Raw genomic sequence first — 25,329 nt, 5'->3', positions numbered from 1 at the left:
AATCCCCGATCCCCGATCCCCGAATCACGAACAACCAATCACCAAAAACCTACGCCGCATTGCTTTGATCTTCGATAATCAACGAATGACCCAGGGCCTGCAATGCCGCAACCACGCCATCCAGACGGGATGCGTGATCAGGATCCACAAGGCGCCGGACCGCACCTTCGGATATGCCCAAGCGTTGCGCCAGCCCGACATTCGACACGCCTTCCTCCCGCATCGCTGTGCGCAGGGCAAGTTTTGCTGCGACCAGAGGCGCAACGGGCACGAGACAGACAGCGGCAGCCCCCTGCGAGGGCTCCGGTACCGCCCGCCCGCCAAGAACGTACCCGGCCAGGGCCGCACCCAGGGCTTCGCTCATTTCACCCAAGGCTTCTTCACGCGTTGCGCCATCGGTGATGGCTTCGGGCACGTCCGCCGCGCAGGCGACGTACCGCCCATCCTCATCTCGCTCGACGGTGACTGGATAGATGTAGCGCATTGAACTGACCCTCTCACAGATCGTCCGGGGAAATACCAAGTTGAGCACACATGGCTTGCAACAAACCTTTGCCGATCTCCCCATAATAAAGACGACCGTGGCTCCCTTTGCCGTGCGACTCGTAACGAACCTCCTTCCCTGTCCGGCGAGCGAGCCGTTTTACCCGTTTCTCGAACTCCCTTCCGTTCATTAATTTAAGTATCGTACAATTGTGTACGACTCACAACCCCCGATCACCAATCACCAATCACCAATCACCAATCACCAATCACCAATCACCAATCACCAATCACCGCCGAAGGCCTCTGACCTCCTATCACACCCGATCGACGCCCGTCGCTGCAGCGGCATCGAGCAACTCACTGTCCAGGGTCGCCAACGGTAATCCCTCCCGCAATGCCAGCTCGAGATAGGCCCCGTCATAGGCCGAAAGACCGAAGCGCCGGGCCAGTTGAAGCGTACTGTCCAACGCGCGCTGCGCGGTTTCGGCGTCCACTTCAACGGCCAGGGACTCGAGCAAATGGATGAACTCCGAGCTGCGCGCCTCGGTCACCAAACCATTCGTTTCCCCTCGGGCAATGACGTTGGCCACCTCGAGCGGCCAGATCGCCGGTGCCACCGCCTGCGCCTCAGGCTGCCCAAGCACATCCAGCACGTCAGGATGCATACGCCAGGTCGCCTTCGCCTCCGTCACAAAACAGCCAGCGCATGACGACGGAATTGTCCAGCACGAAGCGCATCAATCACGGCCTTCCTCGATCATCGCCTTGACATCCACACCCGCTACAGGCTCGTGCTTGCGCATGAACGCCTTCATCCGTTCAGCCGCGTCCACCTGCACCCGGCGTCGCGTCGTGCCATACGGCACCAGCTCGGCAACCGGCTTCCCACGCTGGGTGATCGTGAAACGCTCACCCGCCTGGACCGCGCGCAGGAAGGCCGGCAGACGGGTTTTGGTCTCGTACGCACCGATCTCGGAGGAATCAGTCACAGTCCATAACCTCGTTTAATTAGACTGGTTTATAGACTAGTCTATTCGTTTTGAGGACACAAGACCCTTGAGCTTGAGATCCAGTGAGCTCGACCGGCCGAACTTCACTACCGGAACCGGCCTGTGAAATTCGTTGCCCCCCAAAACGTCACCGGTATCCCCCCGAGGCGGGCCCTCTCGCCGATCACGGCCTCGATCGAAGGAATAATCAGCCAGAGGGCTGGCCTCGGTGGGTGATATCGTTCCGCATCACGAACACCGAAGGCCGGGCCCCAACGCCGCATGATCGCCAGAGGCAGGCCTCCTACGGACCGATGGCCCCGATCCCGAACAAACAATCACGAATCACCAATCACCGTCGAATCGGCCAGGGGCTGGTCTCCGGGGATGGACGCGTATCCCCTCTCATGGCAAATATACATTTTAGAGTGTATACTTCCACCAACCATTGCAAACGACCGCGACGCTATTATGAAAGCTACGACGAAAGACCTGCGACTGCATAGTAAGGACATTCTCAACGCCGTCCGGCGGGGTGAAGAAATCACCATCACCTATCGCGGCAAACCCACGGCTGTCATGTCCCCGATCAAAGCATCCGGCCGCCGCCGGCGAATGAACGATGCGCCCGCGTTCGGCATCTGGAAAGACCATGACAAAGACCACGATGTACAGCATTACATCGACCAGGCCCGGCGCCCCCGTTTCTGATGCTCGTCGACACGGACGTCATGATCTGGTTCCTGCGGGGGAACGCCAAAGCGGCCGGCGCCCTCGACGACCTTGAGCAGATACACCTTTCCGTGGTGACCTACATCGAAGCTCGTCCAGGGCATGCGGGATAAATCCGAGCTGCGTGCACTACGCGAAACACTGCGCGACTGGCAGATTCCGGTCGTCCCCATCGATGAGGACATTTCCACCCGCGCCGCCATCTACGTCGAGGAGCATTTCCACGCCAGCGGCCTGCGTCTCGCCGATGCGTTGATAGCCGCCACCGCCATCAACCTGGGGCTTCCCCTTTCACGGCCAATACCAAGCATTACAAAGTCTTCCGCGACCTGCAGCTGCACCGATTCAGGCCGTAGGAGGCGAACCCTCTTGCCGATAACGGCCTCGATCGAAGGAAAATCGGCCACGGGGCTGGCCTCTCGGTGGATATCAATCCCCGTTACGAATCCCAACGCCGTACTGCAATTCCCGAACCCCGGTCTCCGAATCATGTTATCATTCTATCCGGATCTCGACACGCTTCCCCGCCCGATGCAGCAGCCCCACCAGCTTGTCGGCGCTTAACCGCTCGGTCTTGTGGTGCAGCACCTCGGGAATCCCGGCTACGCGAAACGCCCAGCTCTTTTGCCAATTCCCGCTGCGTCTTGCCGCGCTTGCGCAGTTCCTTCTCCAGCGCGATCAGCAGCGTCTCCCGCGCCTGCATCGCCGCCGCCTCGTCCGGCGGAAAGCCCAGGTCCTCGAATACATTGCCGCAGCTCACCGTCATTTTTTCATTCATGTCACTCACCATTATCTGCTGATCCGCCGCTGCCCCGTACCTCACGTACGCCTTTGCCTACGGTCTTCATCGGCTTCCAGTTCTCAGGGTCGAGGCCGTGCTGGATACGAAGCAACTGGCGTCCAAGTTCGCGGCGTGCTTCTTCCGGAAAATCCCGGATGTCATCACGGCTTGAACCCATGAAGATCAGGGTCCGCATACGATGGGCGAGAGAGGGCTTGCTTCTGCTCGGCGAATGGGGGGCGACGCGGGCGGTATCGTCGACCAACGCCGCCTCGGCGGCAGCGAAGAACGCCAAAGCGTCGCGCGGATAGTCGAGGATAAGATTCTTGAAATGCTGTTCGTGCTGCGGAACTGATTCCGGCTTCGATCAACGCCTCATCCCTACCGACCAATCACCAATTACAAATCACCAGTCACCGCAGTTGACACCAATCACCGCCGGAAGGCCGCTGGCCTCCTTGTACGGCATGGCACCCATTCGATTCACCAATCACCAATCACCAATTACCAATCACCGTTACATCGGGTCGGTTCGGGGTCAGGTCTCGCGTCGCGCATCGTTGACAGGCATAATCGGTAGCTACGACTCCAGCGCGGTCGATGTACCCACGCCAACGTGTCCCCTTGTGTGCATCTTAGTCTTCTTATTTCTGCAAAGGGCGTATCCGAAAGGTGTCGTGTTCGAGCACTATAAAGCTGTTTTGATGGTTGGCATACTCTCCAGCAGCGCTACACCATTCGTCCGGTTCGTTGGGCTCGGCCCGGCGTGGAAACGGAGGTACACAACGGCTGGTGGAGGGAGCCGCCGTTGAAATATCAGTTCCCCGAAATCCCTGTTGAACGTCAGGAGCATGTGCTTTCTACATGTGCCATTTCCAGACTTGGCGGTCCGGAAGACCGGGATGGCGCTCGCTGATGGAGACGACATCATGGCCGGCGGCTTGTAAACGCTCTGACCGAGTCCGCGCGGGACGTTTTCGTCCGCAGGAAATTCACGCAAGCTTGCCAAGCGCTAACGCATTTCTCGTCAGCCAGACACGCCTGTGCAAAACCGAATATCGCCTTCAGGTCCTCGCGGGCCAGTTGCGGATAGTTTTCTAACACCTGTTGTTCCGTCCAACCTTCGGCAAGAAGGGAGAGGATGAAGTCGACTTGAGAGGAGTTCGAATGGTGGGTTTACCACCCAGCACTGAGGAATTCTCGCCACCATCGCTTTCAATCATCGGACGTCCGTGTTCTTGGGCATGGCTTGTGATCGTTGCGGTGTCTTCAAGGAAATCGACCGGATCCTGGCAATCAGGGAAATTCCTTCAGGGCGCCGGCGTAGATCTGTTCGACGGAGCGGTGATCTCCAGCTCGGGCAGCTCGAAGCGGTCGTCGCCGACCAGCGGGTCGGCGGCCCAGTCGGCGCCGCGCCGTAGAGCAGGCCGGCGGGCGGTCCTGTTCCAGGATCAGATAGCTGGCCAGGCTCTCCGGGCGGGGCTAGGCAAACAGCTTCTCCCGCCGGTTCAGAAGAACCGCGCCAGCCCCTGTTGTTGCCGGAGTAAAACCGCGACTATTTGCCGCGCCCTGTTTTCGCATCCAAGCATAGTGGTCCACTGACGCCATCGTTCGCGCACTTTGGCCCTCCTGGCTAGAACTCGATGTTGTCGTCGAGCTCAAGCTCGGTGTGGCGCTCGTCCACATCCTGCAGGTGGCTGATGATCTGGTCACCGTAGACGTCCCAGAGCTGATCTCGCAGCAGATCCAGGAACTCGATGATGGTGTGAGCTTCGGCAGGTGAGCAGTGCGTGTATAAGCGGATCACTTTCATCGACATGATCATTGATCTCCTGGCGAGGAGTTGTCAGTGGCCTTGGCGGGGACGGCCCGTTGGGATTTTGGTGGTTTTTTCTTCCCGGCGGCCCGCTCTTTGGCCTCTTTCATGCGATAGGACTCGCCCTCGATGACGAGGATCTCGGAGTGGTGCACCAGTCGGTCGACAATGGACACGACGCAGGCGGCGTTCGGGAACACCTCGCTCCATTCGGCAAACGGTCGATTGGTGGTCACGATCGTTGGTTTGAGCTCGTAGCGGCGGTTAATGATGTTGAACAACAGATCGGCGTGGCGATTGCCGTAGGACAGATAGCCGATTTCGTCAACGACCAGGACGTCCGGGCGGGCATAGTGTTTCAGCCGCCGGCGCAGCGCGTTGTCACCATCCTGCGCGGCCAAGTCGCCGAGCATGTGGGCGGCGTTGACGAACAACGCGCTATGGCCTTGCATGATGGCGTGGTGGGCGATGTTCTGGGCGATCATCGATTTGCCGACGCCGTTGGGTCCGACCAGGATGAGGTTGGCGGCCTGGGGGATAAAGCCCAGCGTCATGAACCCGGATACAGTGCCCTGGTCGCACTGTGCCGGCCAACGCCAATCGAAGTCGGCCAGCGGCTTGAAGCGCCCGATGCGCGCCGCGCCGAGGCGCCGTTCGAGTCCGCGCCGCCGGCGCTCGAGCTCTTCGCATTCAATGAGTCGGCGTACCCAGGGCCATTGGGCCTCGGGCGTCTCATCCCAGTGGGCCAGCAGGCCGTGGAGTTTCAGCGCGCCAGCGCGTTGCCTGAGCTCGTCGCGCCGGATCGGATCGCCATCACAGTCTGTGGTCATCAGTTTTTCTCCGCTTTGTGGTCATCATCGATATCCGTATCGGGGTTGAGCTGGTCATACAGCGCCAGCGAAGGCGCCCGCACAACGATGTTGCGCGCCTTATCGTTGTCGGGCAGCGTCAGGGTGATCGGTGGTTGTCGATCGCGTTGCTCGCGGCGGCGTTCGAGTACTTGGCGCACGCCGCTGGGATGGGGGACATCGTTGTCGAGCGCCTCGGCAATGGCCTGCTCGAGCTCGCCCGCGCCGTAGTCATCGAGCAGTTGCACCAGCTCGGCGGTGGCACGCGACAACGGGGTGCCGCGGTGTGCGGCCTGTTGTAACAGCGCCCCACTGGCCGGGGCGGCCTGTGCCAGTCGATCCTGGCCGCGATGATGACGCGCGGCGCGTTTGGCGTTGACCAGCGCTTCGAGGTGGACGGGGTCTTCGATCTGCTCGCCCTTGCCATAGGCGCGGGGATGTTCGGCGATCACCTCAGTGCCCGCGAGCACCCGCACCTGATCCAGCGAGGCCAGCACCGTCAAGGCGCGTCGTACCTGGGTGTGCGGCACGCTGTAGTCATTGAGATCAAAGCGCAGGTAGGGGGTCTTGCCGACCCGCACTTCGAGGCGCTCGTCGCACGGATAGGGATTGTCCGGCAATCCGATCAAGTGCCTGCGCTCACGCTCGAAGGCCTCGCGCACGGTGATGCTCGGATCTTGTGGACAGGGGCGGTTGGCACTGAACCCGGCGCACCAGGCGTCGGCTTGCGCATTCAGGTCGTCGATATCTGACCAGTGGCGCCCGGCAAAGAAACTGTCGCGGATATAGCGGATCGCCCGCTCGACACGGCCTTTTTCATTACCCCGCGCCGGCGCCACCGGACGCGGTTCGAAGCGATAGTGCGCCGACAGGGCCAACAGGGTGGGATGAAAGCGGATCGCCTCCCCCTGTCGCTCGAGCACCGCGGAGCGTAAATTATCGTACAGCAGTACCCTGGGCACGCCGGCACAGGCGTTGAATGCCGCCACATGACCGCGCAGGAAGTTGTCCATGCGCGCGTTGAGATAGAAGCGCAGGAAGATCTGCCGGCTCCAGCTCAACACCATCACGAAGGCCATTAGGGGGCGCTTCGCCCGGCCGATGTGTACGTGACCGAAGTGTCCCCAGTCAATTTGTCCTTGCTCTGCGGCGAGCGTCTTCAGGCGCAGATACGCCTCGCTGGGCTTGCGCGGACGCAGTTGCGCGACATGCGCCCGGAACTGGCTCGCACCGCCGCTGTAGCCACGCGCCTGAGCCATGGCATACAGGCGCGCGGCGGTGAGCCGCGGATACTGGGCGAGCGTCTCGATGATCATCGGGTGATAGGGGTCGACGATCGACGCCCGGCGGCTGCGCTCGGCCTTGGGCAAACCGGCCTGACAAAGCACTCGGTCAACGGCAGAATGGTGAATACCCAGTTGTCGGGCAATGGTGTTCACGCCCCACTGTTCCACGAAGTGATAGCGAAGAATCTTCGCTTCCAGGGCTTTATCGATAGTCAATAGCGGTCTCCTGCTCGGGGGCTGCGCCCTCACGGCGGTGGTGACCATCGAGCGCGCTCAAAAGGTGGCAGAAAATCCCGTCTCAAGTAAGGTTCGCATTCACGACCACAAAACCGGCAACGAATGACGGCAGGGTCTTTACTGGGCGCGTATTCCTGAGGACTTTCCGGTGGTTTTAATGCGAACAGCAGTAGAGCAAGCGCGACCGGCAGCGGGGAACCCTGATGCGTTACTTTTTCTTTTCGCCGGTCCCGGAACCGCTGTTGGCGAGCGGCGTTGGTCACACGACCTTGGCGGGTGCGACGGTAACGCGATCCCGCCCGGCGTAGTGAGGCACTGCGGGCGTCGGCGGCACAGGCGTCTGCGCAATAGACATTCCCCCGGTCGCAGCGCCGACAGATAAAGACCTGACAATGGCAGCGGGTACAGTGGTAAAGACGAGCGCTGGCGTTCATCGGCACGAAAGGCCGATGAGGGCTGGATAAAAACCGCGTCTGGTGCGATACTGACACGGCTGTGCGAAAGCACGGTTTGGGGCGTAGCGCCAGTGTCGAGTGTCAAATCTTAGCTGGCGTTACGCCTGTCTCCTCGGCCCCCCTGTCTTAGCAAGATTCCCAAGGTCTGTCACCCGATTAAAGCGATTCCGGCTCCGGGCAAACCCCGTTTCACCCACTCAATCGGCTACATGGACTGCTATGAAGAACTTCTTCTGATAGGGAGTCGCGGCAAATAACCGCGGGTTCTTGTCGGCACATACAGCCCCTCGAACGACGTCGCGGAGTTGCTCCAGCCGTGCACAATCACCAGCATCACAAACACCTAACGGTCGCTCCACCGGCATTTCCTTGATCCGAAACGGGAGGTTTCAAACCCGCTGGAATCGGCCCGGGATACCCCGCCACCTGCTCATCATCGGTAAGCAGCAACACCCCCTCGGACTGCGCCTGGGCGACCAGCAACCGATCGAAGGGATCCTTGTGCAGCGCCGGCAGGCGCCCCCACGGCGATCGTTTCGTTCTTGATGGCAGAGCGAAAAATTTCGCCAGTGGACAGGTGCGGAATATTGAACTCTTCGCTGATACGATTTGCTTGCGTGCCTTTGCCGGCGCCGGGCGGCCCAAAAATGATGATGCGCATAACGTTATATCTGGTTATAGCAGTTGTGGTAAGTGAGGATGAAAATAGCGCAAACAGCAGGTATATTCAATTCCGATCAGAAGATAATAGTCAGATAATATTAGGCTGATGAAAAAGAGCTCGTCAATTACTACTTTAGGGCAAAAAGAAAGCCCTAAAAATATCTTTGCTATGCGACGATTTGCCTATTTGTTCTGTTTTGTGATGTTTTTTTCAATTTCAACGGTTTATGCCCAGCAGGCCAATAAACTGCTCGAGGCCGGGCCCATGCTAGGCTATGTTGAAATGCAGGAGGCCAATCTCTGGATTCAAACAACTGAGCCAACCGATTTTGAAATTCGTTATCGTCAAAAGGGTACCGATAGCGACTTTCAAACCTATAATGGAAGGACGAAAGAAACAGCATCCAATACTGCTCACATAAAGTTGGAGGATCTCAGCTACGGCACTACCTACCATTACGATCTGTACCTGAATGGACAGCAGGTTCAGCTATCCTACAACACAAAATTTACAACACAGCAGCTGTGGCAGTATCGGCGGGGCGCTCCTAACTTCTCTATCGCCATGGGATCGTGCCTCTTTATCAATGATAAACCCTATGACCGACCTGGCGAAGGCTATGGTAAGGGCACTGGCATCCTGTCTGAAATTAGCGAACAAGATCCTGATCTGATGCTCTGGCTTGGTGATAATGTTTATTACCGTGAGCCCGATTTTTACTCAAAGTCGCGCATGGACTACCGCTATCAGGATGCGCGTAATACCCAAACCATGCAGCCGCTGTTGGCCAATGCGATTAACTTGGCCACTTGGGACGATCACGACTATGGTCCCAACAACTCTAATCGCTCGTACCGCATGAAAGAGGAGTCGCTGAATATTTTTAAACGCTACTGGGCCAATCCCAGCTATGGTATAGAGGGGACAAATGGGGTATTTACCAAGTATAAATACAGCGATGTGGAGTTCTTTTTTATGGATGATCGCTACCATCGCGCGCCCAATGGACTGAAAAGAGAAAATAAAGATTTCTTTGGTCAGGCGCAGTTACAGTGGCTTATGGATGGTCTGGTAAGCAGCTCAGCGACTTTTAAATTGGTAGTTGTGGGTAACCAGGCAACCAACAAAATGCATGATAATGAGTCGCTTTACGCTTATAAAGCCGAATACGATAAACTAATGAACTTTTTAAAAGAGCAGGATATTCCCGGCGTGATGTTTGTATCGGGTGATCGCCACTTTACCGAGCTTATCAAAACAAACCGCGGTCGCGATTATCCCATCTATGAGTTTACATCCTCACCGCTCTCCAGTGGCAGTTATAGCTCGCTGGATGAAAGCGAAGAATACAATAATCCGCAGCGCGTAGCGGGTACGCTGGTACATAAAGATCAAAACTTTGGGATGATTCACGTTGAAGGAGGGGAGGACAACCGCAAACTAATTCTCCAAACTTACGGCTCTGATGGCGACAAGCTTTGGGAAAAAATCATATCAGAAAATGATTTGGATAATGAATAGAATTATTCCCTAACTTCTGATAGACTATTTTTGGGATGCTGTCCTACTCAAGGCAGCATCTTTTATTTTGGATATCATTTTCATCGAACATGGAGTCGCAATGACGTGGGAAGAGATCTTTAGTTACTTACAGGAAGTTCTCAATTTTAAGTTATTTACGATTAGTGAAGCACCGGTAACAGTGGCTTCGATCCTGATCTTCCTGTTACTTATTACGGTCTTTGTTTTGTTTGGTATTTGGATACGCCGGATGTTAAGTAGGCGCATTTTCAAACGCTTTAAAATAGATGCAGGCACTAGCTATACCCTTTCGCGAATCACGCAATATCTCATAATCAGCATCGGGGTATTAATCTCGTTTAATTTTGTGGGGATTAATCTCAGCAGTCTGACCGTTATTTTTGGGCTCCTGTCGGTGGGTATTGGTTTTGGCCTGCAAAATATTACTTCCAACTTTATATCGGGACTTATTATTCTTTTTGAACGACCCATTAGCGTAGGCGATCGTGTGGTAGTCAGTGATATTGAGGGCGACATTACTGAGATCAATATTCGAGCTACTATGGTGCGTACGGTTAATAATATTTTAATCATAGTGCCAAACTCCGAATTTGTATCCAAAGATGTAATCAATTATTCCCACGGCGATCCCACCTATCGTCTCGATATTGATGTGGGAGTGGCTTATGGCTCCGATCTGGATACAGTTCTGAAGGCTCTGCAAGAGGTTGCCGATCAAAACAAGAGCGTGATGCAGACGCCCCAATCAGAAGTGCACCTGATCGAGTTTGGCGATTCGTCCTGGAATATGCAGCTGCGGGCCTGGATTCCGGACGTGAAGCATTATCCCCGAATACGAAATGAGCTAAACCAGGCTATCGTCCGCACGTTCCGCAAATACGAGGTAGAAATTCCGTTCCCGCAGCGCGATCTGCATGTTCGCAGCTCGGTAAAACTGCCGGTTGGTAATGATGGAGAAGGAGAGGAGTAAGTATTGGATAGCTGATCCTGAATAATGTGTTGAGTCTAGGATACTTCAGCGAAGTTGACTTTGTCTCAGTATTTCTTTCAGGAACTAATACTTTCTCTTATCTAACTGGGAAGAATATCCTTAAAATTAAATAGTTCATTTTTTCAGTCAAGAAAAAACGAACCTTTAGATTGACTGGCTGAGAATTATGCTGGCGGGCTGGAATCCTTAAAAGTCCTCCTTTGGCAAAGTTTAGGATAGGTTAATGATATGAACTGGAGGAGGTGCAGGAGGATGACCACGAAACACTATTTTATATCTCAATCTAAGTCCAGTTAAGACAATTAATTGAACTTATTTCAATTGATGGACCGAAGCTTTGTAACAGCTAAAAGGAACTTATAGTAGGCTATTTTAGTAAATGAGTTTCTTCCCCTACTTGGTGGGTAAGAACAAGATAGAGTTAAAATATAGGCTCAATAAAAAAAGCCCCACGGCGAACCGTGAGGCTTTATATAAATTATATCCGTGGGGTTAATTTTCGATCGGCACCGTTTCTTGTTCTACCTCTTGGATCATATCAGAAATATTGCCCTTTAAAATAGGTTCCACTTTTTGGAACTGTGCATCTACTTTATTGGCCAGCTCTTCGTACACCGCATACTGCTGTTCGGTGGGATGGTTATCGCCGGTAGAAACGGTATTAGCCAGGGCGGCCAGCTTGTTATTAAGCTTAATGGGGTAATTCAGCACATCTTGGTAGCTCTCAGCCTTGGTCTGCATGAGCGCGCTTTCGACCTCGCTGAGCGTGCCCAGCATCGACTCTGCTCGTTTTTGAACTTGCTCATTGCCCACATACTCCGCCTTGATATCCTCCAGCTTGCTGCGGACCTCCCGAATGCGATTGATGGTCTTATGGGTCGTATCTAGCTTGGAAATAATCGTCTGGTGCAGATCAAACTGGGCCTCAAAATCATCCTGTGTGGTTTCGATGCGCGGATCTTTGACAATCTCAAAAGGCTGACTCATCACCGTTTCGTCCTCAATAATTAGCCGAACTTCGTAGGAGCCAGGAACTGCCTTGGGTCCGTCAGTAGAGCCGGCCCACAAATTTGTCGGCCGTCGAGGTCGGTAGCGCCGGGATACTCCATATTCCAGGCAAACTCATTGAGTCCTTTCTTTGTGGTAAGGACGGTAGGTTCCGTCTTTTCCTCTTCTTCATAAAACTCGCTCGACTCTTTCACTTCATTGCCTTCGATATCCTCTTCACTGGAATAGGTGCGAATAATATCACCGTTGGATTCCAGGAACTGAAGTTTTACTTCTTTATCGGAGATAGCCTCATCGAGATTATAGTGTACTACAACGCCCGGCTCGGGATTTTGTCCCTGTGTCATCCCCGGTTCGTTAACGCTGGGGCCGCCAAATTTGTAGGTCGTCTCTGGCTGGTAAAGGTGATGTTTACTAGTGGTCTCCTCACTTATTTGGTGCAGTACATTCAGGTTATCCATCACCCAGAACGAACGTCCCTGCGTAGCGAGCACAAGGTCCTTGTCGCGTTTGTGAACGCGAAGATCTGTGATCGGCACGGCCGGCAGGTTAAGCTGCAGGGGCTGCCACATTTCACCGTCGTTGAATGATACATAGACTCCGGTTTCGGTACCGGCATACAACAGCCCTTCTTTGTTGGGATCCTCTCGGATAACGCGCGTGAAGTCCTTCTCGGGAATGCCGCTCGTTATTTTCGTCCAGCTCTGCCCGTAATCGTCTGTTTTGTAGAGCATCGGCTGAAAGTCATCAAACTTGTAGCGGTTGACCGCAATGTAGGCTGTTCCGGCGTCAAAATGGGAGGCATCGATAATGCTTACCATCGACTCGGGCATGCCTTCGGGCGTTACCTCGGTCCAGGTGTCGCCGTTATCGCGGCTTAGGTGCACAAGACCGCCGTCGGAGCCAGCCCAGAGCACGCCCTCTTCGATAGGTGACTCAGCAAAGGCAAAAATAGTGTTGTAGTATTCCACGCTGGTATCATCGTGGGTGATAGGGCCGCCTGATTTGCCCTGCTTTGATTCTTCATCACGGGTGAGATCCTCACTGATCTGATCCCAGCTCATACCTTCATTGGTAGAACGGTGCACAAATTGCGAAGTCGTATAAATAACGTCGGGATCGTGCGGTGAGATATAGATCGGGAACGTCCACTGAAAACGATAGCGAATGTCCTTGGCCGCGGCGCCCATGGGATTATTCGGCCACACGTCGATACGATCACTTTGATTGGTATAGTCATTAAACTTATTGAGATAGCCGCCATAACTACCGCCGTATGTTACATTCGGATTTTCCGGATCCGGGGCAATATATCCGCTTTCGCCGCCGGCCACGGGCATCCAGTCATCTTCATCAATACCATATCCGGATGTACGGCTCTTTATGGCCACTGTGCTGTTGTCCTGTTGAGCACCATAAATCCAGTAGGGAAACTGGTTGTCCAAAATCACGTGGTAAAACTGCGCCGTGGCATATTTATGGTAAGATGACCAGCTGTCACCGCCATTGTCGGAAACCTGTCCGCCGCCATCGTCGGCTACCACCATGCGCTTATTATCGTCGGGCGCTATCCACAGATCGTGATGATCGCCGTGTGGCGTATCAATGGATTTAAACGTTTCTCCGCCGTCCGTGGATTTGTGCAAGTCTACATTTAGCACATACACCGTATTTTCATCCTGCGGATCGGCCTCAATATGTGTGTAGTACCAGGCGCGTTGACGCAGCTTGCGGGCCTTGTTAGTGCGTGTCCATGTTTTACCGCCGTCATCAGATCGAAAAACGCCGCCGTTGTTGCTTTCGATCATGGCCCAAACGCGATCTGAGTTTACTGGCGAAACCGTAACACCAATCTTGCCCATCAGTCCCTTAGGCATTCCTGGACGCTGCGAGATATTGGTCCATGTTTCACCTCCGTCGGTACTTTTATAGAGGCCGCTGCCTTCGCCGCCGCTTACCATCTTCCACGGATTGCGATAGGCCTCCCAGAGCGAAGCATACAGTACGCGCGGATTGTTGGGATCCACCGTGATATCAACAGCTCCGGTGTGTTCATTGTGATACAGTACTTTTTCCCAGGTTTCGCCGCCGTCAGTTGTCTTAAAAACGCCGCGTTCCTTATTGCCCTCGTTGCCGAAAGCGTGACCCAGCGCAGCTACCCAGGCTACATCTTCATTTTCGGGGTGGACCGCTATTTCGCCAATAAAGTGCGTTTCGCCCAGTCCAATATGGGTCCAGCTGTCGCCGCCGTCCACCGAGCGATAGATCCCGTCCCCGGCCGACATATTTCCACGGATACAAGTTTCGCCCATCCCGGCATAAATTACATTTTTATCCGATGGCGCCACCGTAAGCGCGCCTACCGATCCGGTATTAAAATTTCCGTCTGAGACATTGATCCACGTTTTTCCGCGATCAGTGGTTTTGTAGACGCCGCCGCCGGTAAATCCGGTGTAGTAAGTAGCAGGCTCATCTTTATGACCCGCCACCGCGACCGATCGTCCGCCGCGAAAGGGACCAATATTGCGATAATCAAGTCCCTGTAGATAGGTCTGATCGTACGTAGGATTGTCTGTTTCGAGTCCGTGGCCAAATGGCTGGGCTTGCAATGGAAGCATAAGGCCTCCAACAAAAATAAGGCAAAATGCTATAGCTGAACTCAGCCATATTTTTTGTAATTGTTTATTTGTGGTAAACATCGCACCGGTGATTTAAATTGATATTTAAATTATTATACGTACATGAACAACGTATTTAAATTGCAGCACTATTTTTGGATAAAAAATGTAAAGAGCTGTCGATGATTATATGCTATCGATATGCCTCATTTTGTTGCAGATTTTCATTGGCATCAATGTCGCGGGAAGGGATTGGAAAGACCAATCGACCAGCGTTATCAAGGGAGACCGGTTCGCTGTTTTCGCGATCAATATTGCTAAGTACATCCTGAGCTCTGCCAGTACGTACCAAATTGTACCAGCGATGGCCTTCTTCAAAAAATTCGATGCCTCGTTCCAGTTCTATAGCTCGAAGGATTTCCTGTGCTGTATCAACCCCCGTACCAGCGGTATCTTGCAAGCCGGCCCGGTTTCGTATCTCATTAAGATCAGCTAGGGCGCCAGAAAGATCTACAGGTTGTTTACGAACGCGGGCTTCAGCACGGTTTAAGTACATTTCAGCCAGCCGCAGAATCTGAATATTGTCGTCAGCACCTGTTTTCTGATATTTGCTTGGATAATAAACCCCAATATTGGCATCAAAACCGATTAAATCACCTCGCTCATCTTGAGGGCGTGACTTAACCTTTTCTACAAAATCGGTATGCAATGCAATGTCACCTCTACCGCCACGACTGGAAGGGAAGTACCAACTACGGATACTGCTTGGATCTGTAGTGTTAAAGGCAAGCTCAAAAATAGCTTCTGATGTATTTTCGCTATAGAAGATATCCTGAAAGTCTTCTACTAAGCTAAAATTGTAATTATCAATAACATCTGTTGCATACTGTTCTGCCAAACCATAATCTTTTGTATAAAGATATAATCGGGACCGTAAGGCTTTTGCTGCTGCTTCGGAAGCCCAATTGGGATTTGAAAAACCAGAAAGTCTGGACTCAGCTTCCTTGAGGTCGTTCTCTACTTGTGTATAAGACTCCTCGATAGAGGAACGAGAGGGGTAACTGTTTTCTCCAATTGCTCGCGAGGGTTCTGTTACAATAGGCACTCCCATTGTACCTGCTACACCCGAAACACCGCCGTAGGTACGGGTAAGATCAAAGTAAGCCAAGGCACGAATAAAGTAGGCCTCCCCAATAATCTGATCCTTCGATTCTTGAGGGACATTTTCTAGTTCAGGAACCTGGCTAATGATGTTATTGGCATGATTGACCGTAGCGTAGGCTTCGGACCATAAGTTTCGGTTTTCGAGATTTCCGGGAACGGTATTGTACGTATCTATTTCTCGGTAAAAGTCCCAGGTACCTACACTTTGAGAAATATCCGAAGCAATATCGCTGATAATTAGAATGTTGTCCCCGTAATAATCACCGGATTGTAGTTGCCCATAGAGGCCATTAAGAGCCGCTTCTGCACTTTTTTCGTTTCTGATGGCATCTTCTTCTGCGATAGCAGTTTGCGGATCTTGGTTGAGTACGTCGCAACCTGAAGCAACAATCAATATGCCTAATAAATAAAATTGTAAATATTTCATAACGTAATAGTTTGTCGTTTTAAAATTTGATGTCGAAGCCGCCAATTACAGAACGTGCCTGAGGCTGGGTATAAAACTCAATCCCTTTGGTAAGAGATGAAGTAGCAGTAGCTGTTACTTCAGGATCTAATCCACTGTAATTGGTAAATGTCAGCAGATTTTGGCCGGTGACATAAAAACGTAGACTTGAGATGCCCAACTCTCCTAAAAACTGATTGGGCAGTGAATAGCCAACAGTTAACTTTTTAAGCCGCATGTATGATCCGTCTTCTAGGAAACGGGAAGGACGCAAGTTACTAGCGTAGTTATCACTCGTCATCTTAGGTACCATTGTTTGGTCGCCGGGCTCTTGCCAGCGATCAAGCTGGGAACTCAAAAAGCCTGTGTTACGAGTACCTCCATGTTCCTGAAAGAAACGGTTCCAGTTAAGCTGGTCACCCCCATAGCTATATTGGAAGAATACCGAGAGGTCTACATTCTTGTAGTTAAACCGGTTGGTAATCCCACCGAAAAAGTCCGGGTTGGCATTACCTACAATTTTACGATCTACATTGGGATTAAATGTGCCGTTGTTATCGACATCCTCAAAGATAGGTTCTCCTGTTTCAGGGTTTACACCAAGCTGTTTGTGTAAGTAGAATGAATACATCGGATATCCCTCTTGATACCGGTAGATATCACGGTTATACACATTAAATGGGGATGCGAGTTCAAGAATTTTATTGCGGTTGCCCGATATATTGAAGTTTAAATTCCATTTTAACTCTTCTCGACTAATAATATCACCGCTTATACTTAGCTCCATGCCCTCATTTTCAATTTCGCCATAATTCTGTACGAGTTCTTCAAAACCGGTTGACATGGGCACTGGAACAGCCAATAGAAGGTTATCAGTTTTTTTATAGTAATAGTCATACACAATACTCAACCGGTCATCGAAAAGGCCAATATCGATGCCAAGATCAAGTTGATTGGTTGTTTCCCACTTTAAATTAGGGTTTGCCAGTTGCTGAGGGCTGGTACCGGGGTTTTCGGTATAGCTTTCTCCGCCCCATAATCCCAGTGCCTGAAAGTTATCAATACCGCTTTGGTTACCGGTAACACCATAGCTGGCACGTAACTTTAGGTTGCTCATCCAGTCAATATTGAAAAAAGATTCCTCGGAAGCGACCCAACCCAAGGCTACAGATGGGAACGTACCCCACTGGTTTCGTTCCCCAAAACGTGAAGAACCATCACGACGCACGTTTGCGGTCAACAAATACTTGCCATCGTAATCGTACTTTAGCCGCCCAAAGAAAGAGGCTATTCCTGAACTAGTGCCGGTTGAAGAAGACGTTTGCACAGCGGCGTCTTCAATACGGCGAAAGTCGTTACTGGGGAACTGTTGGCCACTTGCGGTAGTACGTTCAAATGTCGACTCTTGAATACTGGTACCCAGTAATACGCTAAAATTATGGCTATCAACATTAAATAGGTAATTTAACGTATTCTCTACGGTCCAGTTGTTACTCAGCGCAGTTGTGGCCAATGCACTGCCGTTAACAGCAGATCCTTCATTGGTAAATGTGTTGTTATATCGTTCCTCACTTACTTGGTTGTAATCATAACTCCAACTGGTGCGGAAGGTAAGTCCGGGTGTAAACTCATATTCTCCAAACACATTTCCAATAAGCCGGTTTACGCTCATATCAAAGTCTACTTCTTCTACTGCAGCAACAGGATTTTCAAAAATGCTAAATTTAGTATATGAATTATCCTGCTGATACACTGGTAGGTTAGTAGGATAAAAGTATACCCCGCCAAGTACGCCCGTAATGTTATCATTATTACGCACCCTATTCCGGCTCGAGTTTGAATAAGTGATGCTAGTGCCGAAGGAAAGGTTATCAGTTGCTTGTAAGTCCAGATTAACGCGCGCATTATTTCGCTTGAAATTGGTAGGTCGGATTACCCCATCCTGTGTGAAATTTGAACCCGATATGGAGTATTTCATGAATTCGTTACCGCCACTAAATGTTAAATCATGACTTCTAACGGCACCTGTACGAAAGACTTTATCAGCCCAGTTTGTATTGATTGCATTATCTGGATTGCTGTAGGGAATAGGTTCCCCGTTATTCCGGGCTGCTTCATTCATTAACATTTCAAAGTTGGAGCCGCTCACGAGATCGGGAGTATTTACAGCCTCATTAATACCATAATAGGTACTGAACTGGATAATGGGTTCACTATTACTCCCTCGTTTAGTCGTTATTAATACCACTCCGTTTGAAGCACGAGCTCCATAAATGGCTGTAGCTGAAGCATCTTTTAGGACTTCTATAGATTCAATATTGGATGGGTCAAGGTCGGCAATGGCGCTTGTTTGAGCTCCCCCCGTGCCAAGTCCAAAGTTCCCTGTTTCAATTGGAACACCATCAACAACGTATAGAGGGTCACTGCCTCCAGAAATTGAGTTTGTGCCGCGAATATTAATGGATATTCCACCTCCGGGCATACCGGAATTAGAACTCACCTGAACTCCTGCGGCCTGTCCTTGAATAAGCTGATCGGCCCCGGCCGAAGGTGTATTTTGAATGTCTGCAGAACTTACGGAGGATACTGAACTGGTTAGGGTTTCACGTGTTTGCTCTCCATATCCAATAACAACAACTTCCTTAAGTTTTTCGACATCCTCCTTAAGTTTTACATTAATAGTTTGCCGGTTTCTAACGGGTACTTCTTTCGATAAATAGCCAATATAGCTGAAAACTAACACAGCATTAGGTCCGGTAACCTCTAATTCATATTCCCCATTTTTATCAGTGCTAGCTCCATTAGATGTACCCTTCTCTAGAACATTAACTCCTGGTAGGGTTCTGCCGTTGTTAGCGGAGGTGACTGTTCCGGTAACGGTAACTTGCGCGATAGATATTGAGGCAGATAGGATAAATATTAAAAAGGTGAAACAGATAATAGTCCAACCGTTGTTACTATCTGTAGTTCTGTTTTCCTGTTTGGTAGGTATACCACTGCATAGGGTAAAGATGTGTTTGTCCATTATATTATAAGTTAGAGTGATTGGTAGCGTTGTATTTATTGCACTTCGGGGAAGGATATTTCGTTGAAAGAGTAGTTAAGCCGTTTGTTGAAAGAGCAACTAGTTAAAATCACATCCCGTTTCGACAAGCCTAATTTTTTGGCAGAGCAATATCAATCGAGATCAAGCATTAAAAATATTTAATCCCCTTTTTTACAAAAAATTACACAATTCTTTTAGAAGTACACGGGCTCGGCCTGTAATGAAGGTTGATAAATACCTATTTGTTTTTAAAGAATAGAAAAGTAAACGTAAGGGCACAGTTTTAGCCGTCGTATTATGCCCCAAAAAGCTCCATATTCTCCTATCTCAGCAAATGGTGTTTTTAAAAAGTTAGCTAAAATAGTAAGGTCATATTTCCTATTTTAGGATTTATGAAAACAACCGGATTTATAGCCAGGCGCTACCTCTTTTCAAAAAAACATGTGTCGCTGATCTCCACGCTCACCATCATCAGCATTTTGGGCGTCACCATTGGTACGGCACTACTTCATTGTCGTGCTTTCGGTGTTCAATGGTTTTTTTGATGTAATACAAGGCTTTCTCCTCCAGAATGATCCCGATATCCGTATAGAATCGGTAGCCGGTAATACGTTGCTTTATAACGGTGATATGCAGCAAAAACTTTCGGCAATCCCTGAACTCAGGGCCGCGGCGTCCTATGTCGAGGGTAAAGCCCTGCTGGCTCAGCAAAGTAACTCCGATAAAGTAGTGGACGTCCGTGGCATCAGCGCCGAAGAATATTTCAAGGTCAATAACTTGCAGGAGAGTTTGGAATCCGGCACGGTAAACCTTTCCGTGCAAAACAAAAAGCCCGGCATGCTTGTTAATCAGCAGCTGCAAAACGAGCTGGAATCGAAATCGGAGACCAGGTGGTACTGCTCAGCGCCGACGGTATGCGTAAATCACTCACTCAGCTTTTCACTGCCGCGGAGCTACCGTTTTGAGGTGCGCGGCTTTTATTCGCGCCTGCAAATCACCGACGGCCCCGCTGTCTATATCGACAAAGAAGCGGCTCAGCGGCTCTTTGAGATGCGCAATATGGTCTCCGGCATCGATCTTCGCCTGCAAAATACCAACCAGGCCGAGGAGGTTAAACAGATCGCTGCAAGCCACTCTTGGATCCGATTTTAAACTCTCTACCTGGTACGACTTGAAAAAGCCCCTCTACGATGTCATGTACCTCGAAAAATGGAGTTCCTACGTTATCCTGATGATTATCGTGCTGGTGGCCGTACTTAATATTATTGGCTCTCTTACCATGATCGTGATACAAAAGAAACGCGATATAGGTGTACTTCTTACTATGGGTTTTACCCCTCAGACGTCAAAAATATTTTGTTCGGCAGGGGCTCTATATCGGTATTATCGGTTGCGTAATAGGAGGAGGGCTGGGACTACTGCTGAGCTGGCTGCAGCAGCAGTACGGACTTATCAAGCTCTCATCGGCCTTTATTATCGACGCCTATCCCGTGAGCATAAACTGGATGGATATTAGCATTGTGCTGGTGGGGAGCCTGTTGCTCTGCCTGTTGGCAAGTTGGTACCCGGCGCGGCGTGCAGCCAACGTAGATACCAGCTGGATGCTATTCGATACGACTAAAAGGGAATGAGCGTTCAAACCCATTCCCATGTTGGGATATATGGAGTCACATTTGGGATGTGTCTCTATACTAGAGCTATATTAACTAACCGAAGAGTTAATTATTGTGTTCCTTTTGTAATCCCAATTTCTTGCATATAGAAGCAAGTTGGTTTAGTTCAGTCTCAGATAGGACCTCAAATTCTTCTTTGATACGTTGAAGATGTTTTGGAAAGTAATTAGCGATAAAATTCTTTCCCTCGGGCGTCAGGTGAATGAGCATCGATCGTCGGTCTTCGGGATCCTGCTGGCGTTTTACCCACCCGCTTTTTTCGAGATTGTCGATCACCAAGGTAATGTTTCCCCCACTTTTGAGAAGCTTTTCGCCCAATGCTTTTTGGTTTAACGGGCCCAGGTGATGCAGAGCCTCCATTACTCCAAATTGACTAACTGTAAGGTTAGCGTCCGCGTGGTGTTTATTCAGACGATTGGTGAGCGACTCGGTTGCGCGCATTAGTTTGATGAATGTATTTAACACCTGCTTCTCTTTCTCGTCGCCATCAAAGTGGGTACCCATTGTGCTGAGGTCTGTTTTGAATATTAAATTATAATGGAGGAGCAATATATAATTTTGCAGCAGGGAAAGCTATCAGTGTTTGTAGGTCACCGTCACTGGGGCGTGATCTGAGAGATCCCATTCCATCTCAATTTCGGCTTCGGTGGCTGCTTCCAGCAGATCGGGACTTGTCATCTGGTAATCGATGCGCCATCCCTTGTTGCGCTCCTTGGATGCCGCGCGATAGCTCCACCAGCTGTACAGATCCTCTTCGTCTTCGTGGAGTCGACGATAGACATCTTCAAAACCCGTCTGGAGCAGACGCGTAACCCATTCGCGTTCTTCGGGTAAAAAGCCGGAGGTATTTTTATTCCGCTTTGGATTATGAATGTCGATGGCTTTGTGGCAGATATTGTAATCTCCACAGAAGACAACGGGTTTGGCGCTGCTGAGGTATTTCTGCGCATAGGGCAGAAAGTAGTCGAGAAACTCCATCTTCAGATCCTGCCGCTCATCGCCGGTCGTACCGCTGGGGGCGTAGATTGAAAAGACAGTAAGATCCTCAAATTCCGCCTTGATTACACGTCCCTCGCTGTCAATCCAGTCCACGCCAATTCCTTTTTCCACGTTGATTGGCTCTTCTTTCGACATAATGCCGACCCCGGAATAGCCTTTCTTTTCGGCGGTATGATACACGTCGTGGTAGTCAAGGTTTTTGATAGGATTTGGCACTTGGTGTTCCATAGCACGGAGTTCCTGCAGACAAATAATATCGGGATCACTCTGATCAACCCAGTCTAAAAAGCCGTGACGGTGCGCCGCGCGGATACCATTGAGGTTTGAGGGATGAGATCTTAAGCACGATGGTAAATCTTTAGTTTTAGTCGCAGAAAGATGATTGAAAAGTGGTGAGTGACAAGTTACTATTACTCATCACTGAATACGCATTACTTACTTTTTACAATTGCATAGTTCCGTTTACCAACTTTAAGGGTAAATTCGGTATCGCCCTTAAACGTCACGCTGTAGCCTTTGTCGGATACTTTTTCATCGTCGATAGAGATGCCGCCCTGTTGGATCAGGCGCTTGGTTTGGCCGTTGCTGTCGGTGAAACCGGCATCTGATACGATATCGAGCAGACGAACTTCGGTTCCGGCATCGTATTCCATGGTAGGGGCATCGTCGGGAATTTGATCGCCAACCACTGTTTTTTCGAAGTGTTTGCGGGCCGCTTCGGCTTTTTCTTGACCGTGGTAAATGCGGGTTATGCTGAGGGCCAGCTCGTGCTTTGTATTACGGGGATCTTCCGCAATTTTCTTCTTGTACTTTGGCAGCTCATCCACATCAACGTCCGAGATCAGCTCAAACCAGGAGTAGATCAGATCATCGGGGATCGAGAGCACCTTGCCGTACATATCGTTGGCATCCTCGGTAATACCAATATAATTATCGTAGGATTTTGACATCTTTTTGGTGCCGTCGGTACCTACTAGTAGTGGCATCATCAGCGCAATTTGCGGCTCCTGTTCGTCATCTTTTTGGAGTTCTCGTCCCACCAGAAGGTTAAATTTCTGATCGGTGCCGCCGAGTTCAACATCCGACTGAAGATGTACCGAGTCTTGGCCCTGTGCCAGCGGATATAAGAATTCGTGCAGCGAGATAGGTTCGTTATTATCGTAGCGTTTCGAAAAGTCATCGCGCTCAATCATTCGGGCAACCGTTAATTTCGAGGTCAGCTTGATGACATCCTCAAAGTTCATTTTGCCCAACCACTCTGAGTTATAGACAATAGAGGTTTTGTCCTCGTCCAGAATTTTTGTGGCCTGATCGAGATAGGTTTTTGCATTTTCTTCGATTTCTTCGCTCGACAGTGCGGGACGCGTTTCACTTTTGCCGGTAGGATCGCCGATGAGCGCTGTAAAATCTCCAATAATTAGGATGGCTTCGTGACCTAGATCCTGAAATTGCCGTAATTTACGTAGGATCACCGAGTGTCCCAGGTGCAGGTCGGGACGGGTGGGGTCGCAGCCCAGCTTAATTTTAAGTGGTTTATTTTTTTCTTTGGAATTTTTGAGCTTTTCGACAAGCTCATCCTCGGGTACAATTTCAGCGGTACCGCGTTTAATAACTTCGAGTTGTTCTTCAACAGGTGGAAACGTCATGATAATGCTAAGAGTTACGGTTCTTTTCTAGAATGGGAAAACTTTCGATTGGGTTGTACTGGTCGAGAGTCTTTTCGACCGTTGATTTAAAATCTTCGGCGCCGGGATAAACGCTGGCCACAGTATCGTATGCCCAAGGGGCCAGATGCACTACGTACGAGTAGGTGGCTGAATCTTGTCGCGCCTGCTGCGAAGGGATGCTGAACCCGGCCAGGATTAATAAAACAGCACTAATTACAATGCCGCTTTTCAGAAATCCAAAGGCGGCACCGGCCAGTCGATTAACAATGTTGAGCTTGACAGCCTCAAGAAACTTTTTGCTCAGGTAAGCCACCAGGTGTACGGCGGCCAGTGTTGTTAGAAAAATAATCAACCCGGAGGCGAAAGGAATAACAGAAGCTTTTTCCTCGAAAAGGGGGCTTATCAACTGGCCAACAGGTTCCATATACTGGAAGGTTAAAAACACGGCCAGCACAATTCCTACAATACTCAGCACTTCCTTGATGAGCCCATTAGAAAAACCGCGATAGCAAAAATATGCGATGGGCAGAAATATCAGGAAGTCCAGGATATTCATAGGGCAAAATAATCAGGAGAGTTCGTCTTTGACGACCTTGCTGACGATTGACCCTTCAGCTTTACCTTTCAGTTCTTGCATCAGGACGCCCATGACTTGCCCCATATCCGACATGTCTTCAGCTCCGAGCTCTTCAATTTTTTCACGGGCAATATCGCGTACCTCATCCTCGGAAAGCATTTCGGGCAGGTACGACTCAATAACTTCCAGCTCCGCTTTTTCGGAGTCGGCCAGGTCATTGCGGTCGCCTTTTTCAAATTGCTCAATGGATTCGTTGCGCTGCTTGGCCGCTTTCATCAGTACTTCAATGGCTTGTTCATCAGAAAGTGAGGCTTCGCCCTCTTTACGCTCGCTGATTTCGCGTTCCAGCAGCTTCGACTTTAATGAGCGCAACACACGCAGCTTATCCTTCTCTTTGTTCTTCATGGCCTGTTTTAAGTCTGCCATGATTTGGTCTTTGATAGACATAGGCTGTTAGCTAAAAATTAAGGGGAATCCGGGAGCTGTTAAGAGCTCATAAAAAAAGGTTCCATCCGCTTATACGAATGCAACCTTTTCCGGCAAATAAAGATTGATCGAACTAGTCTTTATTTTCTTGAATAAAGTCTTGCACCTTATCTTCCTGGATAACGGCTTCTTTGTAAGCATAATTGTTATCGGGCGTTTTGTGAGCCACAATCACCTTTGCCATGCGGCCGTCGCCAGCCTGTTGTTCCTGTCCTTCAGTTCCAAATGTTTTCTTCTTCGCCATAACTATACAGTGTTACTATTTAATTTCTTTGTGAACGGTATGCTTACGAAGCACCGGGTTGTACTTTTTAATCTCAAGTCGATCGGGCGTATTACGACGATTTTTTGTCGTATGATACCGCGAAGTGCCAGGGGCTTCCGTGCATTCTAAAATAACTTGTACTCTGTTTCCTTTTGCCATAATGTTTGTTGTTTCTGGGTTAGTTGTTAATTGTTATTGTCAAAGGCAATGACCAATAACGTATAACAGTTAACCGATAACGATTAAACGTCTTTGATAAGTGTTCCCTTTTTGCGCGCTTCCTTCAGTACAGCATGGATGCCTTTTTTGTTGATCGTACGAAGCGTCTTGGCAGAGACTTTTAGTTTAACCCACTTATCTTCCTCGGGAACGTAGAACTTTTTTGTCTGCAGGTTCTGCTGAAACTTATGCTTCGTTTTGTTGTTAGCATTTGAGGAGCGATAACCATTTTGAGCTCCCTTTCCAGTAATATCATCTTTACGTGCCATAACTCGTAATAAGCATTGTTTGCAATTTCTCAGATAGACCGAAAAAATAGGCTTAATCCCTAAAAA

Annotated in this window: 27 protein-coding genes and 4 pseudogenes; 7 read left to right on the top strand and 24 right to left on the bottom strand. The window is 50.3% G+C overall.

All coding sequences use genetic code 11. The features are described from left to right. Positions 1-49: 49 nt before the first annotated feature. From U5J89_RS09185 to U5J89_RS09175, 3 genes and pseudogenes are all read right to left on the bottom strand, one after another. Positions 50-484: a type II toxin-antitoxin system HicB family antitoxin gene (locus tag U5J89_RS09185; protein ID WP_322575318.1), complete on the bottom strand. Its 435-nt coding sequence runs from the start codon at positions 482-484 to the stop codon at positions 50-52. A gap of 316 nt (positions 485-800) precedes the next feature. After that, positions 801-1,224, bottom strand: a pseudogene (locus U5J89_RS09180) (type II toxin-antitoxin system VapC family toxin). After that, a complete protein-coding gene (locus tag U5J89_RS09175) occupies positions 1,224-1,475 on the bottom strand; it encodes a type II toxin-antitoxin system prevent-host-death family antitoxin (protein ID WP_322575316.1) in 252 nt (83 codons plus the stop codon). Before U5J89_RS09175 ends, U5J89_RS09180 begins: the two are co-directional and overlap by 1 nt. 471 nt (positions 1,476-1,946) lie before the next feature. On the opposite strand from U5J89_RS09175, the gene U5J89_RS09170 reads away from it, so the two are divergent. Continuing rightward, positions 1,947-2,186 (top strand): type II toxin-antitoxin system prevent-host-death family antitoxin, encoded by a 240-nt coding sequence (locus tag U5J89_RS09170; RefSeq protein WP_322575315.1) that lies wholly within the window; start codon positions 1,947-1,949, stop codon positions 2,184-2,186. Next, a pseudogene (locus U5J89_RS15970) lies at positions 2,186-2,563 on the top strand (type II toxin-antitoxin system VapC family toxin). The gene U5J89_RS09170 and the pseudogene U5J89_RS15970 overlap by 1 nt, the downstream one beginning before the upstream one ends. Positions 2,564-2,694: 131 nt before the next feature. Here U5J89_RS15970 and U5J89_RS09165 read toward each other — a convergent pair. The 3 genes from U5J89_RS09165 to U5J89_RS15965 all read right to left on the bottom strand — a co-directional run bounded on the left by U5J89_RS09165 (position 2,695) and on the right by U5J89_RS15965 (position 3,805). Further along, positions 2,695-2,985 (bottom strand): XRE family transcriptional regulator, encoded by a 291-nt coding sequence (locus U5J89_RS09165; RefSeq protein ID WP_322575314.1) that lies wholly within the window; start codon positions 2,983-2,985, stop codon positions 2,695-2,697. A 1-nt stretch (position 2,986) separates the two neighbouring features. Next, entirely contained in the window at positions 2,987-3,166 is a 180-nt protein-coding gene (locus U5J89_RS09160) for a type II toxin-antitoxin system RelE/ParE family toxin (protein ID WP_322575313.1), read from the bottom strand. Between the two features lie 510 nt (positions 3,167-3,676). Then, positions 3,677-3,805 (bottom strand): hypothetical protein, encoded by a 129-nt coding sequence (locus tag U5J89_RS15965; protein WP_416208512.1) that lies wholly within the window; start codon positions 3,803-3,805, stop codon positions 3,677-3,679. On the opposite strand from U5J89_RS15965, the gene U5J89_RS09155 reads away from it, so the two are divergent. Continuing rightward, complete coding sequence (locus tag U5J89_RS09155; protein WP_322575312.1) at positions 3,755-3,904, top strand: hypothetical protein; 150 nt, start codon at positions 3,755-3,757, stop codon at positions 3,902-3,904. The two genes, U5J89_RS15965 and U5J89_RS09155, sit on opposite strands and share 51 nt — an antisense overlap. An 11-nt stretch (positions 3,905-3,915) precedes the next feature. Here the strand turns inward: U5J89_RS09155 and U5J89_RS15960 are convergent, their stop codons facing one another. The 6 genes and pseudogenes from U5J89_RS15960 to U5J89_RS15950 all read right to left on the bottom strand — a co-directional run. Beyond that, the gene (locus U5J89_RS15960) at positions 3,916-4,092 is read right to left on the bottom strand and encodes a hypothetical protein (protein WP_416208509.1); all 177 of its coding nucleotides are present in this window, start codon (positions 4,090-4,092) and stop codon (positions 3,916-3,918) included. A gap of 529 nt (positions 4,093-4,621) precedes the next feature. After that, entirely contained in the window at positions 4,622-4,801 is a 180-nt protein-coding gene (locus U5J89_RS09150) for a hypothetical protein (protein ID WP_322575311.1), read from the bottom strand. 8 nt (positions 4,802-4,809) lie between these two features. Further along, complete coding sequence (istB, locus tag U5J89_RS09145; protein ID WP_322575310.1) at positions 4,810-5,634, bottom strand: IS21-like element helper ATPase IstB; 825 nt, start codon at positions 5,632-5,634, stop codon at positions 4,810-4,812. After that, positions 5,634-7,154 (bottom strand): IS21 family transposase, encoded by a 1,521-nt coding sequence (gene istA / locus U5J89_RS09140; RefSeq protein ID WP_322575309.1) that lies wholly within the window; start codon positions 7,152-7,154, stop codon positions 5,634-5,636. The genes istB and istA overlap by 1 nt, the downstream gene beginning before the upstream one ends. 878 nt (positions 7,155-8,032) lie before the next feature. Then, positions 8,033-8,152 (bottom strand): annotated as a pseudogene (locus U5J89_RS15955) (PIN domain nuclease); the annotation flags it as partial. 10 nt (positions 8,153-8,162) lie between these two features. Continuing rightward, a pseudogene (locus U5J89_RS15950) lies at positions 8,163-8,291 on the bottom strand (adenylate kinase family protein); the annotation flags it as partial. 108 nt (positions 8,292-8,399) lie between these two features. Here U5J89_RS15950 and U5J89_RS09130 point away from each other — a divergent pair. Continuing rightward, positions 8,400-9,815, top strand: a complete 1,416-nt coding sequence (locus tag U5J89_RS09130; protein WP_322575307.1) for an alkaline phosphatase D family protein — start codon at positions 8,400-8,402, stop codon at positions 9,813-9,815. 67 nt (positions 9,816-9,882) lie between these two features. Continuing rightward, the gene (locus U5J89_RS09125) at positions 9,883-10,806 is read left to right on the top strand and encodes a mechanosensitive ion channel family protein (RefSeq protein ID WP_322575306.1); all 924 of its coding nucleotides are present in this window, start codon (positions 9,883-9,885) and stop codon (positions 10,804-10,806) included. Positions 10,807-11,319: 513 nt separating this feature from the next. Here the strand turns inward: U5J89_RS09125 and U5J89_RS09120 are convergent. The 4 genes from U5J89_RS09120 to U5J89_RS09105 all read right to left on the bottom strand — a co-directional run bounded on the left by U5J89_RS09120 (position 11,320) and on the right by U5J89_RS09105 (position 19,087). Next, positions 11,320-11,814 (bottom strand): hypothetical protein, encoded by a 495-nt coding sequence (locus U5J89_RS09120; protein ID WP_322575305.1) that lies wholly within the window; start codon positions 11,812-11,814, stop codon positions 11,320-11,322. A 20-nt stretch (positions 11,815-11,834) separates the two neighbouring features. Further along, positions 11,835-14,534, bottom strand: a complete 2,700-nt coding sequence (locus U5J89_RS09115; protein ID WP_322575304.1) for a WD40/YVTN/BNR-like repeat-containing protein — start codon at positions 14,532-14,534, stop codon at positions 11,835-11,837. Between the two features lie 112 nt (positions 14,535-14,646). Further along, entirely contained in the window at positions 14,647-16,044 is a 1,398-nt protein-coding gene (locus U5J89_RS09110; RefSeq protein ID WP_322575303.1) for a RagB/SusD family nutrient uptake outer membrane protein, read from the bottom strand. 19 nt (positions 16,045-16,063) lie between these two features. Then, positions 16,064-19,087: a TonB-dependent receptor gene (locus U5J89_RS09105; protein WP_322575302.1), complete on the bottom strand. Its 3,024-nt coding sequence runs from the start codon at positions 19,085-19,087 to the stop codon at positions 16,064-16,066. Positions 19,088-19,600: 513 nt separating this feature from the next. On the opposite strand from U5J89_RS09105, the gene U5J89_RS09100 reads away from it, so the two are divergent. Together U5J89_RS09100 and U5J89_RS09095 are read left to right on the top strand one after the other, a co-directional pair. After that, on the top strand, positions 19,601-20,260 hold the full coding sequence (locus tag U5J89_RS09100) for an ABC transporter permease (RefSeq protein ID WP_322575301.1): 660 nt from the start codon (positions 19,601-19,603) through the stop codon (positions 20,258-20,260). A gap of 158 nt (positions 20,261-20,418) precedes the next feature. Then, a complete protein-coding gene (locus U5J89_RS09095) occupies positions 20,419-20,739 on the top strand; it encodes an FtsX-like permease family protein (protein ID WP_322575300.1) in 321 nt (106 codons plus the stop codon). 87 nt (positions 20,740-20,826) lie between these two features. Here the strand turns inward: U5J89_RS09095 and U5J89_RS09090 are convergent, their stop codons facing one another. From U5J89_RS09090 to rpmB, 8 genes are all read right to left on the bottom strand, one after another. Next, the gene (locus U5J89_RS09090) at positions 20,827-21,285 is read right to left on the bottom strand and encodes a MarR family transcriptional regulator (RefSeq protein ID WP_322575299.1); all 459 of its coding nucleotides are present in this window, start codon (positions 21,283-21,285) and stop codon (positions 20,827-20,829) included. A 72-nt stretch (positions 21,286-21,357) separates the two neighbouring features. Further along, positions 21,358-22,092, bottom strand: coding sequence for an exodeoxyribonuclease III (locus tag U5J89_RS09085; protein WP_322575339.1), 735 nt, complete (start codon positions 22,090-22,092; stop codon positions 21,358-21,360). A gap of 119 nt (positions 22,093-22,211) precedes the next feature. Then, on the bottom strand, positions 22,212-23,426 hold the full coding sequence (gene tyrS, locus U5J89_RS09080; RefSeq protein WP_322575298.1) for a tyrosine--tRNA ligase: 1,215 nt from the start codon (positions 23,424-23,426) through the stop codon (positions 22,212-22,214). 7 nt (positions 23,427-23,433) lie between these two features. Then, entirely contained in the window at positions 23,434-24,003 is a 570-nt protein-coding gene (locus tag U5J89_RS09075; RefSeq protein ID WP_322575297.1) for a CvpA family protein, read from the bottom strand. Positions 24,004-24,015: 12 nt separating this feature from the next. After that, positions 24,016-24,471: a GatB/YqeY domain-containing protein gene (locus U5J89_RS09070; RefSeq protein ID WP_322575296.1), complete on the bottom strand. Its 456-nt coding sequence runs from the start codon at positions 24,469-24,471 to the stop codon at positions 24,016-24,018. Positions 24,472-24,583: 112 nt separating this feature from the next. After that, entirely contained in the window at positions 24,584-24,754 is a 171-nt protein-coding gene (locus U5J89_RS09065; RefSeq protein ID WP_322575295.1) for a DUF4295 domain-containing protein, read from the bottom strand. A gap of 15 nt (positions 24,755-24,769) precedes the next feature. Further along, complete coding sequence (gene rpmG / locus U5J89_RS09060; RefSeq protein WP_322575294.1) at positions 24,770-24,934, bottom strand: 50S ribosomal protein L33; 165 nt, start codon at positions 24,932-24,934, stop codon at positions 24,770-24,772. 83 nt (positions 24,935-25,017) lie between these two features. Beyond that, complete coding sequence (gene rpmB / locus U5J89_RS09055; RefSeq protein WP_322575293.1) at positions 25,018-25,263, bottom strand: 50S ribosomal protein L28; 246 nt, start codon at positions 25,261-25,263, stop codon at positions 25,018-25,020. Between the last annotated feature and the right edge of the window lie 66 nt (positions 25,264-25,329).

Source organism: Fodinibius sp., assembly GCF_034521915.1.
Taxonomy (GTDB): Bacteria; Bacteroidota; Rhodothermia; order Balneolales; family Balneolaceae; genus Fodinibius.
Note: the sequence above shows the minus strand (reverse complement) of the source record. Positions and strands in the feature narration are given on the sequence as shown.